The 17,944-nt window shown below is 56.8% G+C and carries 14 protein-coding genes; 13 read left to right on the forward strand and 1 reads right to left on the reverse strand.

What is annotated here, in order from left to right:
• The first annotated feature begins 17 nt into the window (after positions 1 to 17).
• The 6 genes from KQI65_16135 (at position 18) to KQI65_16160 (ending at position 8,399) form a co-directional block, all read left to right on the forward strand.
• Positions 18 to 2,459, forward strand: coding sequence for a HEAT repeat domain-containing protein (locus tag KQI65_16135; GenBank protein ID MCB2206273.1), 2,442 nt, complete (start codon positions 18 to 20; stop codon positions 2,457 to 2,459).
• A gap of 231 nt (positions 2,460 to 2,690) precedes the next feature.
• Entirely contained in the window at positions 2,691 to 4,601 is a 1,911-nt protein-coding gene (gene secD / locus KQI65_16140; GenBank protein ID MCB2206274.1) for a protein translocase subunit SecD, read from the forward strand.
• Between the two features lie 49 nt (positions 4,602 to 4,650).
• Positions 4,651 to 5,571 carry a protein translocase subunit SecF gene (gene secF, locus KQI65_16145; GenBank protein ID MCB2206275.1) on the forward strand — a complete coding sequence of 307 codons (921 nt, stop codon included), beginning with the start codon at positions 4,651 to 4,653 and terminating at the stop codon, positions 5,569 to 5,571.
• A 9-nt stretch (positions 5,572 to 5,580) separates the two neighbouring features.
• Positions 5,581 to 5,922, forward strand: a complete 342-nt coding sequence (locus tag KQI65_16150) for an STAS domain-containing protein (protein MCB2206276.1) — start codon at positions 5,581 to 5,583, stop codon at positions 5,920 to 5,922.
• Positions 5,923 to 6,009: 87 nt separating this feature from the next.
• Positions 6,010 to 7,296 carry an adenylosuccinate synthase gene (locus tag KQI65_16155; protein MCB2206277.1) on the forward strand — a complete coding sequence of 429 codons (1,287 nt, stop codon included), beginning with the start codon at positions 6,010 to 6,012 and terminating at the stop codon, positions 7,294 to 7,296.
• The gene (locus KQI65_16160) at positions 7,296 to 8,399 is read left to right on the forward strand and encodes a DUF1611 domain-containing protein (GenBank protein ID MCB2206278.1); all 1,104 of its coding nucleotides are present in this window, start codon (positions 7,296 to 7,298) and stop codon (positions 8,397 to 8,399) included. The genes KQI65_16155 and KQI65_16160 overlap by 1 nt, the downstream gene beginning before the upstream one ends.
• 105 nt (positions 8,400 to 8,504) lie before the next feature.
• Here KQI65_16160 and KQI65_16165 read toward each other — a convergent pair whose 3' ends face one another.
• Entirely contained in the window at positions 8,505 to 9,428 is a 924-nt protein-coding gene (locus KQI65_16165; GenBank protein MCB2206279.1) for a calcium/sodium antiporter, read from the reverse strand.
• 435 nt (positions 9,429 to 9,863) lie between these two features.
• Here KQI65_16165 and mraZ point away from each other — a divergent pair, with 435 nt between their 5' ends.
• The 7 genes from mraZ to mraY are packed head-to-tail and all read left to right on the forward strand — an operon-like array spanning position 9,864 to position 17,944.
• Positions 9,864 to 10,316, forward strand: coding sequence for a division/cell wall cluster transcriptional repressor MraZ (mraZ, locus tag KQI65_16170; GenBank protein ID MCB2206280.1), 453 nt, complete (start codon positions 9,864 to 9,866; stop codon positions 10,314 to 10,316).
• Complete coding sequence (gene rsmH, locus KQI65_16175; GenBank protein ID MCB2206281.1) at positions 10,316 to 11,302, forward strand: 16S rRNA (cytosine(1402)-N(4))-methyltransferase RsmH; 987 nt, start codon at positions 10,316 to 10,318, stop codon at positions 11,300 to 11,302. Before mraZ ends, rsmH begins: the two co-directional genes overlap by 1 nt.
• Before the next feature lie 37 nt (positions 11,303 to 11,339).
• On the forward strand, positions 11,340 to 11,681 hold the full coding sequence (gene ftsL / locus KQI65_16180; GenBank protein MCB2206282.1) for a cell division protein FtsL: 342 nt from the start codon (positions 11,340 to 11,342) through the stop codon (positions 11,679 to 11,681).
• Positions 11,682 to 11,694: 13 nt separating this feature from the next.
• Positions 11,695 to 13,860, forward strand: coding sequence for a PASTA domain-containing protein (locus KQI65_16185; protein ID MCB2206283.1), 2,166 nt, complete (start codon positions 11,695 to 11,697; stop codon positions 13,858 to 13,860).
• Between the two features lie 6 nt (positions 13,861 to 13,866).
• Entirely contained in the window at positions 13,867 to 15,420 is a 1,554-nt protein-coding gene (locus tag KQI65_16190; protein MCB2206284.1) for a UDP-N-acetylmuramoyl-L-alanyl-D-glutamate--2,6-diaminopimelate ligase, read from the forward strand.
• Positions 15,417 to 16,832, forward strand: a complete 1,416-nt coding sequence (gene murF, locus KQI65_16195; protein ID MCB2206285.1) for a UDP-N-acetylmuramoyl-tripeptide--D-alanyl-D-alanine ligase — start codon at positions 15,417 to 15,419, stop codon at positions 16,830 to 16,832. Before KQI65_16190 ends, murF begins: the two co-directional genes overlap by 4 nt.
• A 2-nt stretch (positions 16,833 to 16,834) precedes the next feature.
• Complete coding sequence (mraY, locus tag KQI65_16200; protein MCB2206286.1) at positions 16,835 to 17,944, forward strand: phospho-N-acetylmuramoyl-pentapeptide-transferase; 1,110 nt, start codon at positions 16,835 to 16,837, stop codon at positions 17,942 to 17,944.

A 17,944-nucleotide genomic window follows, 5' to 3' on the forward strand; every position in this document is an offset into this window, starting at 1 on the left:
ACAAGCAGCAGCCTGTCATGCAGTCCTTCCTCCGAAGCTTACCCATACTTATCCTGCTCTTTTCTGCCATCCCTCTTTCTGCACAGCAGTATGAAGAGCGGGTACGCACGTATGATGTGGAGCACTATGATATTCGTGTGCGGCTTGATGAGGCGCAGCGCAGCGTTGACGGTGACGTACGCATTCATCTGACGCCTTTCCAGGGGACGGATTCACTGCGTTTTGACGCCGTGAACATGGACATCCAGGACGTCGCTATTACCGGCAGTGCAGATGCGGGGATGGATCTGAACTGGAACAGCGTCGCGTTCGGCTATGATTCCAGCACCTTGGCCGTGAAGGCCCCGTCCACCGTCGAAGGCTGCATTGTGCGCGTTCGCTACCGCTGCATACCTGAAAAGGGGCTCTACTTCATTCAGCCCGATGCGAGCTTCCCGGATGACCCGAGGCAGATATGGACGCAGGGACAGGGCGAGGACAACCGGTACTGGTTCCCATCTTTTGATTATCCGAGCGACAAGGCCACGAGCGAACTGCACATCACCGTTGACACGGCACTGGAGACACTGAGCAATGGCCGACTGATTTCGCGTGTGGAGAACAGCGACGGGACCGCAACCTGGCACTGGTCGCTCGCGCATCCCCACAGCAGCTATCTCGTCATGCTGGCGGCAGGGAAGTACGAGCGTTTCCGCCAGATCGCGCGCTGCGAAGACGGGGAGGGGGCGATCCGCTACGTGCCCGTGGAATCGTGGTATTATCCGTCCGATGAGATGCACGATGTACGCAGAACCTTCATGGATACCGACGACATGGTCACGTTTTTCAGCCGCCGGCTCGGTGTGGTATACCCGTGGAACAAGTATGCACAGATCCCGGTCGCACATTTCCTCTACGGTGGCATGGAGAATACAACCGCTACGGTGATGGCCGACGAGCGCCTTGTGGTGGACGCCCGGGCGGCGCTCGATTACGATCCCCAGCCATTGATCGCGCATGAACTGGCACATCAGTGGTTCGGCGATTATGTGACGTATGTGGACTGGCGGAACGAGTGGCTCAATGAAGGCTTCGCCACCTTCATGCAGCAGGTGTGGACACAGCACCGCTTCGGGGATGAAGACTTTCTGCTGCAGCGCTTCGACGGGATACGTTCGTTTCTGGACTGGACGGACAAGACAGGCAGGCTTCCGTTGCTCAATGACAGCCGCACTTCTGCGGCCAACACGTATTCGAAGGGTGCCGCGGTTCTGCACATGCTGCGCGACGATATGGGTGAAGATGCGTTCTGGCAACTGCTGCACCAGTGGCTCACGGATAATGCGTACGGCAGCGTCAACACCGAGAGCTTCCGTGCACTCGCTGAGGAGGTTTCCGGAAAGGATTATCACTGGTTTTTCCAGCAATGGGTGTACGGTGCGGGATATCCCGAAGTCGAAATCACACGCACTGTGCTGCCCGGTGACGCCGGCATTGCCATCACCGTGCGACAGACCCAGGACACCGATGCGAACGGCAGCTACTTCCGTTTCCCCCTGCGCTACAAGGTGGCGGGGGCGGAAGGTGTGATACAGGTATCGGGTGCGCAGACGCTCGATACCATACCCGGAGGGAAGAATGTCCTGCCCGTGTTCGATCCCACACGGCTGCTCTGCGGACGCCTCCATGTGGATTATTCGACCGAGGAGCAGCTTCGTCTGCTGCAGGCAGACATTCCCGCACCATGGCGAGTACTGATCGCAGAGAAATTGCTGCGTGCACCGGATGCGCTCGATGCTTCCGGGAGGAGCGTGATCTTCGGGACAGTGAAGAATGATCCCATTCCCGCCGTGCGGAAATCCATCGCAACCCCACTGGCGGATCTCGTCCGCAGACGGCTTCCCTGGTCAGGTGATCTCCGTGACCTGCTGCTCTCTCTGCTGCAGGATGCGTACGCAGGGGTGCGTGCGACGGCGTTGAACGGATTACATAATTTCCACGATCCCATGTTATTGCCGGTGTTCTGGGAGATGCTTTCCGACTCGAGTTATTACGCCGAAGCGGCGGCCATGAATGGCGTGCTCAGTCTCGACAGCACCGGGAGCATCGACATCATCCGCGCGCGCCTCGCCACGGAATCGCGCGGCGACGTGCTCGCGGAAGCGGCGCTGGACTGGGTGCAGCGATACCGTTACACCGAATTGATTGAGGACGTACGACAGCTCGCGGGGCCGGGACACAGTGCCGCACTGCGCGCAAAGGCCTTCGAGACACTGGTGCTGCTGCGCGTTCCCGGTGAAGAACTGCTGGAAATGCTGCGCAGCCAGCTTGCCGAGCCTCGGGCCGTCCTTCGTCTCTTCGCCGCCGCAGCGCTTCGCCTGTTCCCGGCAGACATGGCGATGCCGCTGCTTCGGGCGCACATCGCCAACGAAGATAATCCCCGTGTCCGCGCGTTCATTCACGAACATTTTGGACTCTGATATTAACTTTGACGGGGTGCAGGGAATCCGTATTTTTCATGGACGTGCCGTCCGGCATGTGAATGACGGACGGAATGACAGACTGCAGTCCATCCCGGAGCTGACGTTCTGGAGGCGCGCGTTTGTCGCATTGACTTTGTAAGCATGCAATTCCTATATTTGTCTCTCTGAGCCATTTTTGAAGTTTTGCGAAGTTCCAAATACATATTGATGTTGGAGGTCTGATCGGCCGTGAAGAAGTATTCATTCCGGATTATCATGATCGTCGCGTTCATTCTGTTCGCCGGCTACCTGTTGTGGCCGACCTATAGTGATAGCGTATACCAGTCGAAGCTCGAGTCGTTGTCCGGTCAGGACAGCACCGAATATTTTGACGAAAACGAAGCATCCATTCGCAACGCGCGCGACAATCGCCTGAAGCTGGGTCTTGACCTGCAGGGCGGTATGTACGTTACGCTTGAAGTGGACATCGTCGAACTGCTGGGCAAGCTGGCGAAAAACGAAGACGAAAATCTCCGCGACATTCTCGCGGCGACTAAAGAAGAGGCGCTTACCAGTGACGAACCGGTGCTGGATATTTTCCGCCGCCGTTTCGATGAAAAGAACATGCGCCTGAGCCGGTATTACGGAGACATCCGGGATTCCAACGGCGAGGTGATGGACAAGCTTTCGGATGAAACCGAAAAGGCTGTCGAACGCGCACTGGAAATTATCCGCAACCGTATTGACCAGTACGGGGTGTCGGAAGTCGCCATCACGCGCAGTGGCAGCCGCCGCATCATTCTCGAGCTTCCCGGCGTCAGTGACGAACAGGAAGTGCGTGGGCTGATCCAGGAAACGGCACAGCTCGAGTTCAAGCTGTTCGCCGACGACAACACGCAGCTCGCCACTGTCAAGCGTATTGACCGCGTGCTGCTCGGCAAGCCGCCTGAGGAAGAGGTCGACACGACCGCTGCCGCGGACAGCACCGATGCCGCCCTGGCAGACAATGAAGCTGCGGAAGATACCACGGCTGCAGCTGCCGACGCGGATCAGCTCGATTCCATCGCCAAGGCGAATATGACTGATGAGGAAAGACTCGACGAGTACAAGAAGGAAAATCCCTTCCTCGGACTCTTCATCCCGACGCAGTACGGATTGTTCGCGACTGCGGATCAGAAGGAACGCATCAACAACATCCTCGACCGTGACGACGTGAAAAACGCGATTGCGGACGATCTGACCTTTGCGTGGTCGGCCAAACCCGAGCAGCTGCAGGACGGATCGGAGGTATATGAATTTTACATGCTCAAGCGCAAGCCGGAGCTTACCGGTGAAGTGATCACCAATGCGCAGGCGCAGATCGAACAGACCGGTCTCGGTGGCGCGGTGGTGACCATGCAGATGGATGCTGAAGGAGCCCGCGAATGGGCCCGCGTCACCGGCGCCAACGTCAACAAGCGCATCGCCATCGTGCTTGATAACGCCGTCTTCAGCGCCCCGAACGTGCGTCAGAAGATTATCGGCGGAAACTCGCAGATCGAAGGCATGGAGAATATGGAGGAAGCCCGCCTCCTCGAGATCGTCCTGAAGGCCGGTGCGCTTCCCGCACCCGTGTCGATCATCGAAGAACGTACCGTGGGTCCGTCCCTCGGTGAGGATTCCATCAGCGCCGGTATCAATTCGTTTGCCATCGGTTTCGTCCTTGTGCTGCTCTTCATGGTGGTCTACTACCAGTTCGGCGGCGTGCCTGCCGATATCGCGGTGCTGTTCAACGTGGTGTTCATCCTCGGCATCCTGGCCGGTTTCCACGGTACTCTGACACTGCCCGGTATCGCGGGTATTCTGTTGACCGTCGGTATGGCTGTCGACGCCAACGTGCTTATCAACGAGCGTATCCGTGAGGAATTCGGTGCAGGCAAAACGCTGCGCGCCGCCATTGATGCCGGTTACTCCCGTGCATTCCCCGCGATTATCGACTCCAACCTGACAACACTGCTCACCAGTATCATCCTGTACCAGTTCGGGTCCGGCCCCATCCAGGGCTTCGCACTCACGCTTGGTATCGGTATTGTCTGTTCCCTGTTCACCGCCATTGTCATGACACGCGTGATTTTCGAAATCACGGCCGACAATGCGCCGGGTCTGGTGAAGTTCGGTTGATCACGTTTCCTATTCGTACGCAAGTGAGCCAGGAGTAAATAGAAGTACAATGAGAATCTTCACACATCTCAATTTCGATTTCATGGGCAAGCGCAAGACCTTCTATGTGCTGTCCGCCATCATTCTTCTTGCCAGCGTCATTTCGCTCGCCTTCAAGGGAGTCGAGTTCGGACTCGATTTCAAGGGCGGCACCGAGGTCGTGGTGCGTTTCCCGCGCACTGTGGAAATCGACGAACTGCGCGGCTGGATGTCGACGTCGGATCTCGGAAGCATCGAGATCAAGTCATTCGGCACCGACACTGACTATATTGTCCGCACCGAGCAGAAAGGGCAGGGCACGGAGATTTCCAATAAAATCAAGTCCATCCTTATCGAGCATTTTCCTGACAAGGGTATCGAAATCCTGCAGGAGAATATCGTGGAGGCGAAGATCGGATCGGAGATCCGCAGGGATGCCGTCATCGCGGTTTTCTTTGCCCTGATCGGGATTCTGATTTACATCGGTTTCCGATTCAAATTCATCTTCGCCATCGGTGCTGTCATCGCCCTGTTCCACGATGTGCTGCTGACGCTCGGGATTGTGTCCATGGTGACGAACCTGATTCCGGGGCTCAACCTGGAATTTGATCAGGCCATGGTCGCAGCCTTCCTGACGCTGGTCGGTTTCTCGATTAACGATACGGTGGTGGTGTTCGACCGCGTCCGTGAAAACCTCAAGCTTTCGAAATCCAGTGCGTTTGAACCTGTACTCAACAAGAGCATCAACTCGACAATGAGCCGTACGGTTCTGACATCGACCACGACCTTCATCGTCATGCTCGCACTGTTGTTCTTCGGCGGTGAGCCGACGCGTGGATTTGCTTTCGCGATGACCGTGGGTGTGCTTACCGGTACGTACAGCAGCATTTTTGTTGCGAGCGCGCTTACGCTGGACTGGACCAAGGCACGGAAAGCCAAAATCACCTTCTAGAGGTACTGTATGAATATCCCCTCCTCAGAGAAGAACGGCGTTACGATTCTGGAACTGCAGGGGGCCATACTCGGCGGACCCGAGGCGAATGCCCTGAACGAGGAACTGCACCGACTTATTGATGAGGGTAAAACCCGCATCGTGCTCGAGTGTTCCAAGGTGACGCTGATGAACAGTTCAGGACTGGGTATGCTCATCGGCGGATATACCACCATGAAGAACAACGGTGGTGAACTGAAACTCGCATCGCTGAATGACAACGTGCGCAAGCTCATCGAAATCACGAAGCTGCACACCATATTCGCCGCGTATGCAACCGTGGATGAGGCTGTTTCGAGCTTTGCATCCTGAAGACGGAACCTGTGACGAAACGGCCTCCCCGAAGAAGTGGGGGAGGCCTGTTTCATTTTTGTCCATCTGGAATTACGGAGTAGCCTGATGTCCGTTCGAGTTGTGGTCGGAGCGCAGTGGGGAGATGAAGGGAAGGGAAAGCTCGTCGATATCCTGAGCAAAGATGTCGATATTGTCGCCCGTTATCAGGGTGGGGCGAACGCGGGGCATACGATTGAGATCGGCGATCAGAAATATATCCTGCATCTGATTCCTTCCGGCATTTTCAATGAACACTGCATCTCCGTGATTGGCAATGGCGTGGTGATTGACCCCGTCGCGCTGATGGAAGAAATTCGATTTCTCGAAGAGCAGGGTCTGACACTGAAGGGACGACTGAAGATCAGCCACAACGCCCATCTGATCATGCCCTATCACAAACTTCTCGATTCCCTTTACGAGAAGGGAAACAAACCCATTGGTACAACGGGGCGTGGTATTGGTCCCGCCTACTACGACAAGGCCGCACGCGTGGGTATTCGCATCGTCGATTTGCTTGATCACGATATTCTCGAGGAACGCATCCGGCGCAACATCATCGATAAAAATCAGATACTCAGTAAGATCTATGACGCGGAGCAGCTGGATGTCGATAAGATACTTGACGAATACATGCACTTCGATGAACTGATTGACGAATACGTTACCGACACTGCGCATTATCTCAACTACGCGATACGCGATGGCAAGAAGGTGCTGGGTGAAGGCGCTCAGGGTGCGCTGCTCGATCTCGATCACGGGACCTATCCGTATGTCACGAGTTCGAGTCCGATCAGCGGCGGTGCCACGATTGGCCTCGGAATTCCGCCCACCGCAATCTCCTCGGTCGTCGGCGTCATGAAAGCCTACACAACGCGCGTCGGACACGGTCCATTTCCCACTGAACTGCATGATGAGATGGGTGACCATCTGCGCGACAAGGGGCATGAGTATGGTTCCACCACCGGGCGTCCCAGGCGCTGTGGCTGGTTCGATGCCGTGGCCATGCGCTATTCTGTCATGCTCAACGGCATCACGTCCTGTGGCATGACCAAGCTGGACGTACTGAGCGGACTCGACACGGTGAAGGTCTGCGTGGCCTACGAATTCGACGGCAAGCGCAGCGAACATTTCCAGACCAATCTCAAGTCGCTTGAACGCCTGCAGCCCGTCTACGAAAGCTTCCCGGGCTGGAAGGAAGACATTTCCGCAGCGACGTCATACGAGCAACTGCCGAGTGAAGCGCGGCAGTACATCTCCGCGGTGCAGGACATTATCGGGGTGCGCATCGCCTGTGCATCCGTTGGTCCCGAGCGCACGCAGATTCTCTTCCCCGGTGACGACCCGCAATGGTAATGCTCGATACCCATAGCACGCGCATGGTGCTGCTGGCGGAGGGACGGCTCAGTTCCATCGGGCTCCGTATGGTCATCGCGGCGCTGCTCTATATCCCTGATCGGATTGTGGCTGTCATTGACAGCAGCAAGGAGCGTGGGAGCACGCAGGAAGCAATCGGCTTCGGGGGCGACACCCCCATCGTGCATTCCCTCGAGGAAGCGATGGAACACAAACCTGATTCCATGCTCATCGGAATTACGCCGCTCGGCGGCATGCTGCCGGAGTCGTGGCGCACCATTATCCATGAGGCGCTGGATTCGGGACTGCATATCGTAAGTGGACTCAAACACCGTCTGGGTGATGATGCGGAATATGCCGCGCTCGCACAGAAAAAAGGTCTGCGGATGTACGACCTCCATCACGTCACGAACAGTCATCAGATTCGTGCGCAGGGCAGCTGGCGGCGGCGGAATATCAATACGATTCTTACTGTCGGGACGGACTCCAACACCGGGAAAATGACCACGGCGTTGATGCTGTACCGCGACATGCTCAAACGCGGCATGAATGTAGCGATGATCGGTACGGGTCCTACCGGCATTCTTATCTCCGGGCGCGGGGTCAGCTGTGAGGACATCCCGTCGGATTTTCTCAGCGGTGCCATCGAGTTCGAGATCGACAGGGCGGCGAATGAAGGGTATGAGTATGCGATCATCGAGGGGCAGGGAGCGCTCTCGAACTGCGGCAATTCCCCGATTGCCCTGGGACTGCTGCACGGCGCCATGCCTGATGCCATGATCCTCTGTCATCAGCCGTCCCGCGAGGCTGACGGGTACGGTCTTCCACTTCCGTCTATTGAGGACAGCATTCGTCTCCACGAACAGATGATCGGGGTGTTCAAGCAGGCCAATGTCGTGGCAATCGGACTCAACTCCATGGATCTCAACAAAGAAGACTACCGTGTGACAGTTTCGGAACTGCAGCAACGCACGGGACTGCTTGCGCTCGATACCATGCGTGAAACTCCCTCGAAAATGGTCGATACCCTTCTGGCCTATTTCTCCAAGTACAAGAAGGTTGTTCTGCCGCACGAAATCAGCGAAATCCACGACCGGATCTGATCTTTCCTTCCCTTCATCCCCTGAAGTGTTTCTCCTTACCGCATTGAGAGCGCGGGGCAATTGTCGCGTTTCGTACGTGACAACGACCGCGTCTGTTCGAGATGCTTACATCGTAATGTTCAGATACCAGCGAATGGATGTGAGCAGGAGCAGCAGGATACCCTCGCGGCGCGAGATGCGGTATCCCGTTCGCATGAGCAGAACCACGATGATCATGAATACGGCGAGTAGTATGACATTGAAATAGGCGGTGTCGGTGATGTCGAGCGGACGGATGACCGCAGCGAGTCCCAGCACCCCCAGCAGATTGAAAAGATCGCTCCCGATCAGGTTCCCGACGGAGATACCGTGATGTCCCTTCACCACCGCGATGAAGGAGGTGGCGAGTTCGGGCATGGATGTGCCAATGGCCACAATGGTGACCCCGATCAGCCATTGCGAGACGCCGGCGAGGACGGCAAGCGCCTCGGCGGCTTCGACAAGAAAGTGACTGCTGACGATAATGGCCGCAATGCCGACGATAATTTTGGGAACATCCCACCACTTGAAATTCCCGTGAGGTACCTCTTCATCCAGTGTTTCTTTCTGTACGAATAGGAAAAGGATATAAACAAGCAGCAACACCGCGAGGATGGCACCTTCCCACCCGGAGAGCACTCCGTCGTAAAGAAACAACGTGAGCAGGGCGCCAGTACCGATCAGCATCCCGCCGTCTCGCAAGACCATGCGCTTGCTGGTAGCGCATGCTCCAAAAAGGGAGACGCCACCAAGAATGAAACCGAGATTGAAAATATTCGATCCCACTACATTCGCAACCGAAAGATCGGCCTGTCCCTTGATTGCAGCGGTTATGCTCACGGCGAATTCCGGTGCAGACGTACCGATCGCGACAATAGTCAGGCCGATCACGAGCTCGCTGAGGCCAAGCTTGCGGGCGATATGCGAGGCAGATTCCACCACCCAGCCCGCGCCTTGCCAGAGTCCGATGATGGTCGCGACGATGACCAAAACATGTTCGAGAACCTGCATCGATGCCTGTTGAGATAATTCCAGGGAAAATCCGCCCGCGGTGCATTCAAGTCGCTTTCAGCGACATTATTTCCTGCTTTGCGCCGAATTTTACTGACCCAAAATGGCGAAAAATCGAACGGGCGACAACCCCATTAGTATTCGTCAGGGGGAGGAAGTGGGGAATTTCCATCCCCAGTGGGGCATCAGTGGGAGAGAGTATTCCTCCCACCCGCCCGATGACCAGCCTTTTACCCCGGAAATACCCCCGAGGACCCTTCTGTCAGATTCCTGTAAGCTCAATAAAATTGGTCCTGAGAGCCTGTTTTCGCCAGCGGGAAAAAATATTTCACCGGTGGGTGAATAACGCTTGACTATGAACTCCAAATCACTCATTTTGGGAGAAAGTGGGTAGAAGTGGGAAGGAGTGGTGAATTTGTGTGAATGATAGAGTATATGGCAGGATTCAAAGGAAAATATGAGCATTCAGTGGACGAGAAGGGGCGCGTCAGCCTGCCTTCCAAGCTCCGCAAGAATCTCTCTCCGGAGGCCATGGATTCGTTTGTCATTACGCGCGGATACGAAAACAGCCTTGATCTCTACCCCATGGATGTCTGGAACCAGGTGGAGCAGCAACTGCAGTCGAGTCTCAATGTACATCGTGAGCAGGACAGACGCTATATGCGCATGCTGCTCAAGTATGCACATGAAGTCGGACTGGACAAGCAGTCACGCATCATGCTCCCTTCAGAGCTGATGGAGCTCGCAGGCATCTCGTCGCAGGTGGTGATTCTCGGGTCGCTGCAGAAGATTGAAATCTGGAGTCCTGAGAACTTCCGCAGGTATGACGAGGAGTTTACCGATCAGTCATTTGAAGATGTGGCCGCCCAGGTGATGGGAGGCATGTGATGCAGCATGAAGATGACGGGTATCACATACCGGTACTTCTCGAACGGTCCATCGAGTTACTCGTTGGCTCCCCTGATGGGTACACTCCGAAAGGGGACACCCCGGAACGGCGCTCCCCTGGCAGGGTGTATGTCGACGGAACACTCGGCGGAGGCGGCCATTGCAGCGTACTGTTACGAACATTAGAACAACACGATCGTGTCTTTGCCTTTGATCAGGATACGGACGCGATAGAGCATGCACAATTGCTGTTCAAAGACGACAGGAGAGTCACTGTCGTTCACAGCAATGTGGTCCATCTGAGCGAAGTACTCGATAGCCACAATGTAGAGGAGTTCGACGGGATTCTGCTGGATCTCGGAGTTTCCTCACATCAGATAGATACAGCGCAGAGAGGTTTCAGTTTCCGTTCCTCAGGACCTCTCGACATGAGAATGGACCGCGAGAGTACCGTGACAGCCGCCGAATATATTTCCCGATGCAGCGAAGAAGAGCTGGCAGATACGCTGTTCGCGTATGGCGAAGAGCGCAACAGCCGGAGGATTGCCCGTGCGATCGTACGGGAACGCGCAAGGAAGGCGATCACCGATACCGCACAGCTTGCGGATATCGTGGCTTCGGTCACACCGCATGCGCATCGCAGTAAAACCATGGCCCGCATTTTCCAGGCCCTGCGCATTGCGGTCAACGGTGAGCTCGAGGTGCTTGAGCAGACACTCGATCAGGCGATGGAGCGGCTGCGCGTCGGAGGACGCATGGTCGTGATCTCCTATCACTCACTGGAAGACCGCATCGTCAAGCGTTTCATGCGCTACGAGGCGGCCGATTGCATTTGTCCCCCACAGTCACCGATCTGCACCTGCGGGAAAGTCAGCCGCATGCGCATCATCACCAGCAAACACGTGGAAGCCGATGAGAACGAAATACGTCGAAATCCCAGAGCAAGAAGCGCCCGCTTACGCGCAGCTGAAAAGATTCACGCGTAACCGGCTGCAGCCTTCCCTGCAGGCGCTTCGGCAGGATATGCCGCTCGATGCCGTGCAGGCAGCTCCGCGTCGCAGGCGCGTGAAAGGACTGACCACGTTCAACATCGTGATGATGCTCATCGTCTGCGCCGTGCTCATCACCGTGTACATCTCGAACGTGGTGACGGTGGACAGTCTGATGATGGAGCAGATCGAACTGGAGAAGAAAGAGCAGATGCTGCTGCAGGACCGTGAGACCCTGCGGGCGGAAATCAATCAACTTTCGAGCTATAACCGCATACAGCGGATTGCCGTTGAGGATCTCGGGCTGGAACATGCCAATCACCAGCCATACTCCCTGACGGTTTTCGGAATCACGCCAGACAAGGTGAACAAGTAAGACGCAGGTGCCGTTGGATACCTTCGATTACAGACCAGGACGTAAAGAGGATCTCCGCATTCTGCAGCGCCAGCAGAGTTCGGTACGCATGTACCTGCTCATGGTGCTGTTTATGGCGGGCTTCTTTGCTATTGTGGTCAAACTCTTCACCATACAGGTCCGCGACGCGGAGAAGCTTCGTGAGATGGCGCGCATTCAGTATGAGAGCCGTGAGGTCATTCGTCCCATGCGTGGACTGATACTCGATCGCAAGCTCTCCATTCTTGCATCCAACATTACGGAGTATACCCTGTCGGCTGATCCCTCCGTGCTCGAGCAGCCCGATACGGTTGCCCGTTTCATTGCCGGCGCGGCGGGACTCCCCTATCGCAGGGTGCTCCGAGAACTCAGCGACACTACAAAGCAATATGTCATTCTTGCGAAGCGGCTCGGGGAGCATGTCGCGGAGCGGTTCAAGGACTGGTCATGTTATGGTATCAGGCTTCGACCGATACCACGCCGCAAGTACAACTTCGATGCACTGGCCGGTCCGGTAATCGGATACACGAATATCGACAACCAGGGCCAGAGCGGTATCGAACTCGAGATGGATGAACAGCTTTCCGGGAAGGAAGGCTTCATCGTATATCAGCGTAACGCCCGCGGCATCCGTCGGCCTGAAGTCGATTACCCGAAAGTGGAACCGGTGAACGGCCTGAGCGTGGTGCTGACCATCGACCACGTGTACCAATCCATCGCAGAGGAAGAACTCTCCCGCGGTGTGGAGGAGCATGAGGCCGAATCCGGCCGCTGCATCATTCTCGATCCCACGACCGGTGAGGTGCTCGCGATGGCGAATGCGCCGAGCATCGATCCGAACAAACTCTCGGAATACAGTCCGGAAAAAGCCCGTAACCGCTCGGTTACCGACCGCTACGAACCGGGATCCACGTTCAAAATCGTCGCTATGAGCGCCGCGTTGAATGAAAAGCTGCACGATCCGGACGACCGCATCAACGCGGAAAACGGGAGCTGGAAATACCATCCCAAGCTTCCGCCGATTGAAGACGACCATCCATATGCCTCGCTGACGCTGCGCGGTGCATTTGAGCACAGTTCCAATATCGTTTCCGCCAAGCTGGCGGAAGAACTCGGTGACGAGCGCTTTTACAAGTATGCACGCAATTTCGGATTTGGCGTCAAGACCGGTATCGAGCTGCCGGGTGAGCTCAATGGCCTGTTGCATAAGCCGCTGGACTGGGACGGCACGACGCTGAAGCTCATGGCGTTCGGCTACGGTCTCGATGCGACCGCGCTGCAGATTGCATGTGCCTACGCGGCGATTGCGAACGACGGTGTGCTCATGCGTCCGTTCATTCGTCGCTGGCTGCTCGACCAGGAACGGAATATTGTCGACGAGACCACTCCGCAGGTCGTACGTCGTGTGGTGTCGTCAGAAACCTCTCATATCATGCGCAGATTCATGCAGGGTGTGGTCGACAGCGGGACGGCGAAGCTTGCACGCATCGAAGGTGTGAACATTGGTGGAAAAACCGGTACCTCGCAGCGCCTGGTCGACGGTTCCTATTCCGACAAATCCCATGTCGCTTCCTTTGTCGGATTTTTCCCGGTGGAGAAGCCGCGGATTCTGATTCTCGTTATTCTCGATGCGCCAAAGCGCGGGTATTACGGTGGTTCGTCGGCCGCTCCGATTTTCCAGCGTATCGCGCTGCGCATCATCAACTCTTCAAGCGACTTCGCGAAAAAACCGGAACCCCTGTATGCGTCGTTCAATGGCAACGACAAAGTGCGCGTTCCGAACGTGCGCGGTATGGGCATCGATGCAGCGCGCTCAGTTCTCAAGGCGCATGGGTTTCACACAGAATCCGTTGGTCACGGTACCGTCGTGGGCGCACAGCATCCGGATGAGAACAGCTTCGCTTCACGGCGAACCACAGTCAATATCGAACTTGTCAGCCTGGACAGAGATACCACGAGAGGCATGGTACGCGTGCCCGACGTGGTGGGCATGTCGCTGCGCCAGGCCATGAATTTCATCAAAGGCATGAAGCTCGAACCGAGTCCGATGGGCAGCGGCGTCGTACGCACGCAATACCCTGAGGCCGGAACGCTCGTGCCGCGCGGTTCCCGTTGCACGATTGACGGCGAATCGCGTCAAGTCACCGCTAATCTGTACTAGGTCACGATGTTCAACCAGGTCGCAACCAACATTCATGCCGCACCAGCCGGCGTCAAGCTGTCGGACATCATCAGTGATGTTCCCGTCGTGCAGCTGTCGGGGCCGTGGGACGTCGAAATCGCCGGGATCACCACTGACTCCCGCCGTGTGCGTCCAGGTTGGATGTTCGTCGCCACCGAGGGGGAACACGTAGACGGCCATGACTTCGTGCAATCTGCAATGGAACAGGGTGCCAGCTGTGTTGTCGTACAGCTCACGCAGTACGAAACCCGCCTTCAGCATCTGCTTACGCCTGCCTACAGCCAGCACAGCGGCACCACCGTTGTGATCGTGCAGGACAGCCGCGCGGCCATTGCGCTTCTGGCGGATCGTTTTCACGATTCCCCTTCGAAGGCGCTGACCACCATCGGTATTACCGGCACGAACGGCAAGACGACAATCGCTTACCTCATCTCCTCTGTCCTGGAAGCGGCTGGCATCCGTTCCGGTCTCATCGGCACTGTGGCGTACCGTATCGGCAAAGAAGTGCGTCCCGCGCCGTTCACAACTCCTCCCGCGGAAATGCTGCACGAACTGCTCGCCGACATGCGCGATGCTGGTTGCGGTGCGGTCGTCATGGAGGTTTCCTCGCACGCGCTGGCACTCGACCGTATCGGTGGTGTGCGTTATGATCTCTCGGTGTTCACGAATCTGACGCAGGACCATCTCGATTTCCATCGCACCATGCGCGAATATCGCGACGCGAAACAGCAGCTGTTCAGCCGCCATACCCGCGGAATCGCGCTGATCAACGCAGATGACGATGCGGGGAAAGACATGGGACGGGAACTGGGTCGCAGGCGGCACAGCTATGGGACGCATGGCAACGTGCGCTACCGCATTTCGGATGTCACCGCGAACACGCGCGGCACCTGGCTTACCGTCACCTATCGGGGTGAAGATTATCGCATCTCTTCGAAGCTGATCGGGGCGTTCAATGCCTGGAATCTTGCGGCGGCTTTCGCGGCTGGCGTGGAGCTGGGGATCGAGCCGAAGGTCGTGTTAAAAGGACTGCGGAAAATGACTACGGTCCCGGGACGGTTTGAGCGTCTGATCTCGAACGACGGGGTCACCGCCATCGTCGACTATTCGCATACACCCGATTCCCTGGAGAAAGCCCTTCATGCCGCACGCAGTATCGCGCATGGCAAGCGGGTGATCACCGTGTTTGGCTGCGGCGGTGATCGCGACCGGGAAAAGCGTCCCCTCATGGGCGCTGTCGCGTCCGAGCTCAGCGACCGCATCATTGTGACCTCCGACAATCCCCGCAGCGAGGATCCGGAAGCCATTATCGCGGATATCCTCACGGGTGTGAAGAATCCCGAACTGGTCAAAACGCGCAGTGGACGCCGGGGTGCGATTCGTCAGGCGCTGAAAATCGCGGAGCCCGGTGATATCGTGCTGGTCGCGGGCAAGGGACATGAGACATACCAGATCATTGGTGACACACGACGGCATTTCGATGATCGCGAGATTGTCCGCGCCTACTTCGAGGAAGCGCGCGGGGGAGTGCGGTCATGAACATGAAGCTGCAGACCGTCCTCGAGATTCCGCACATGCAGGCGCGCAACTGTGAGCCGCTGCGTATGCGGAACGTGCATAATGTCGTGACCGATTCGCGTAAGGCGCGGAAGGGCGATGTGTTCGTCGCATTCCGCGGGGCACGCGTCGACGCACACGATTATGTCGAAGAACTTCTCGCGAAGGGTGTGCTGCTCTGTGTCGTGGAGAATCGCTGGTATCGGAAACACGCGGATCGGCTTGCAGGTCTGCCGCTTCTCATCGTACGCGACACCATGCTGGCCTATGGTGACATCGCGCGGCTGTACCGTGCGCAATTCGATGTCCCTTTGCTTGCCATTACCGGCAGCAACGGCAAGACCAGCACCAAGGAAATGGTGTCCGCCGTTCTTCGCAGCAAATATGACGTGCTGCAGAACCCGGGCAATCTCAACAATCATCTCGGACTGCCCGCAACCCTTCTGCAATTGAAATCCACCCATGACATCGTCGTCACGGAAATGGGTACGAATCAGCCCGGCGACATCGCCTATCTCTGCGGAATCGCGCATCCCACACACGGCATGATCACCAACATCGGCCGTGCGCATATCGAGCGCCTGCAGTCACGCGAAGGCATTGCCGAGGAAAAGAGTGCGTTGTTCGCAGCCCTGGGACGAGAACACCTGGCCTTTGTCAATGCAGATGAACCGCTGCTGCGGGGGAGGCTCCCGCGCGGCGTGAAGAAACTGACCTTTGGAACCCGCACACGCAGCGATGTGCGCATCACCGGGGTAACGCTTGACGATGCGGGCCGGGCGACCGTGCGCATTGAAGCCCCGAAGTTCATCAAGCGTCCCGCCCTGCTGAAACTGCAGGCTGTGGGACGCCATGCCGCGTATAATGCGGCAGCGGCGCTGGCCGTGGGGTTCGCCTTTGGGTGCGGCATCCGCGCCATGCAGAAGGCACTCGAAGGCGTACGCAGCTATGATCGGCGCATGCAGATCACACGCCGCAGGGGTATCACCGTGATCAACGATACGTATAATGCCAACCCCGACTCCGTACTGGCGGCACTCGATCTGCTGCAGCAGCTGCATGTCGAAGGCAGTCGTTGCGTCGTGCTCGGTGATATGCTGGAGCTCGGCGCCGCCTCGGTGAGGGAGCACGAGGCGATAGGGGCGGGCCTCGCCGCGGCCGGGATTCCGTACGTACTCACCTTCGGGAAGCGTGCACGCTCAATCAGCAAGGCGGCTGCCAGTGTTGCGCGTCATACCGCGCATTTCACCGACAAGAAAAAGCTCTGCGAGGCGTTGGATGTCCTGCTCGACGAAGGCGACGCCGTACTCGTGAAGGGATCACGCAGCATGCACATGGAGGAAGTCGTCGAACATCTTCTCCGGCGTAACACCAGCGAGGAGGCCACGCGTTAACCATGTTCTACGCACTTTTCGACTATATCAACGAAGCCTTCAATCCCCCCGGATTCGATGTTTTCCGTTTCATCACCTTCCGCGCGGCTGCGGCGGCAATTTCCGCCCTGCTGATCAGCTGGTTCATCGGTCCCCGCATCATCGCCCTGCTGAAGAAAAAGCAGATCGGCGAATCCGCCAAGGTTGAAGCGCCCGAGACGCACATGGTGAAGGCAGGAACGCCGACCATGGGCGGACTCATCGTACTGACCTCCATCATCGTGCCGGTACTCATCTGGGGTCAGCTGCAGAACACGTATGTCTGGCTCATACTGCTGGCAACCATCATGCTGGGCGCCGTCGGCTTCGTCGATGATTATCTCAAAGTCGTCCGCAAGTTCCCGAAAGGCTTGATCGGGGAATACAAGATCGTCGGACAGGTGATCGTCGGACTCATTGTCGGCGGAGTGATGTATTTCTCGCCGCAGTTCGAAGGATACAACTCCGTTACCACCGTGCCGTTCTTCAAGAACCTGGTGCTCGATTTCTCCCTCTTCTATATCCCGATGATCATCTTCGTGATCGTTGCGACGTCCAACGCCGTGAATCTCACTGACGGACTCGATGGACTTGCCATCGGAACGATCAGCATCGCATTCATCGCGATCGCGTTCATCAGTTACGCCGGGGGACGCGTCGATTTTTCGAATTACCTGAACATTATTTACCTGCCGGGCAGCGGTGAGCTGGCCGTGTTCAGCGCCGCGGTACTCGGGGCGGGACTCGGTTTTCTCTGGTACAATGCATATCCCGCGCAGGTTTTTATGGGCGATACCGGTTCTCTCGCACTCGGTGGCGCGCTCGGTGTACTCATGGTCATGATCAAGAAGGAGCTGCTGCTTCCTATCCTGGGCGGCATTTTCTTTGCCGAAACTGTTTCCGTCTTGATCCAGAAGGCCTATTTCAAGTACACCAAGAAAAAGTACGGGCAGGGCAAGCGTGTCTTCCGCATGGCCCCCATCCATCATCATTTTGAACTGCTGGGCTGGCCCGAGCCCAAGATCGTCTCACGTTTTTACATCGTGGCGATCATCCTGGCAATTCTCAGTCTCGCAACTTTCAAGGTCCGATAA

It is taken from the genome of bacterium (genome assembly GCA_020444325.1).
Taxonomy (GTDB): domain Bacteria; phylum Bacteroidota; class Ignavibacteria; order SZUA-365; family SZUA-365; genus BM516.

What these genes read in the sequence shown, in the direction of transcription:
- KQI65_16135 (MCB2206273.1), top strand. Translation starts at nt 18, where the DNA reads ATGCAGTCCTTCCTCCGAAGCTTACCCATACTTATCCTGCTCTTTTCT.
- secF (MCB2206275.1), top strand. Translation starts at nt 4,651, where the DNA reads ATGAGAATCTTCACACATCTCAATTTCGATTTCATGGGCAAGCGCAAG.
- KQI65_16150 (MCB2206276.1), top strand. Translation starts at nt 5,581, where the DNA reads ATGAATATCCCCTCCTCAGAGAAGAACGGCGTTACGATTCTGGAACTG.
- KQI65_16155 (MCB2206277.1), top strand. Translation starts at nt 6,010, where the DNA reads ATGTCCGTTCGAGTTGTGGTCGGAGCGCAGTGGGGAGATGAAGGGAAG.
- KQI65_16160 (MCB2206278.1), top strand. Translation starts at nt 7,296, where the DNA reads ATGCTCGATACCCATAGCACGCGCATGGTGCTGCTGGCGGAGGGACGG.
- KQI65_16165 (MCB2206279.1), bottom strand. Translation starts at nt 9,428, where the DNA reads ATGCAGGTTCTCGAACATGTTTTGGTCATCGTCGCGACCATCATCGGA.
- mraZ (MCB2206280.1), top strand. Translation starts at nt 9,864, where the DNA reads ATGGCAGGATTCAAAGGAAAATATGAGCATTCAGTGGACGAGAAGGGG.
- rsmH (MCB2206281.1), top strand. Translation starts at nt 10,316, where the DNA reads ATGCAGCATGAAGATGACGGGTATCACATACCGGTACTTCTCGAACGG.
- ftsL (MCB2206282.1), top strand. Translation starts at nt 11,340, where the DNA reads ATGCCGCTCGATGCCGTGCAGGCAGCTCCGCGTCGCAGGCGCGTGAAA.
- KQI65_16190 (MCB2206284.1), top strand. Translation starts at nt 13,867, where the DNA reads ATGTTCAACCAGGTCGCAACCAACATTCATGCCGCACCAGCCGGCGTC.
- murF (MCB2206285.1), top strand. Translation starts at nt 15,417, where the DNA reads ATGAACATGAAGCTGCAGACCGTCCTCGAGATTCCGCACATGCAGGCG.
- mraY (MCB2206286.1), top strand. Translation starts at nt 16,835, where the DNA reads ATGTTCTACGCACTTTTCGACTATATCAACGAAGCCTTCAATCCCCCC.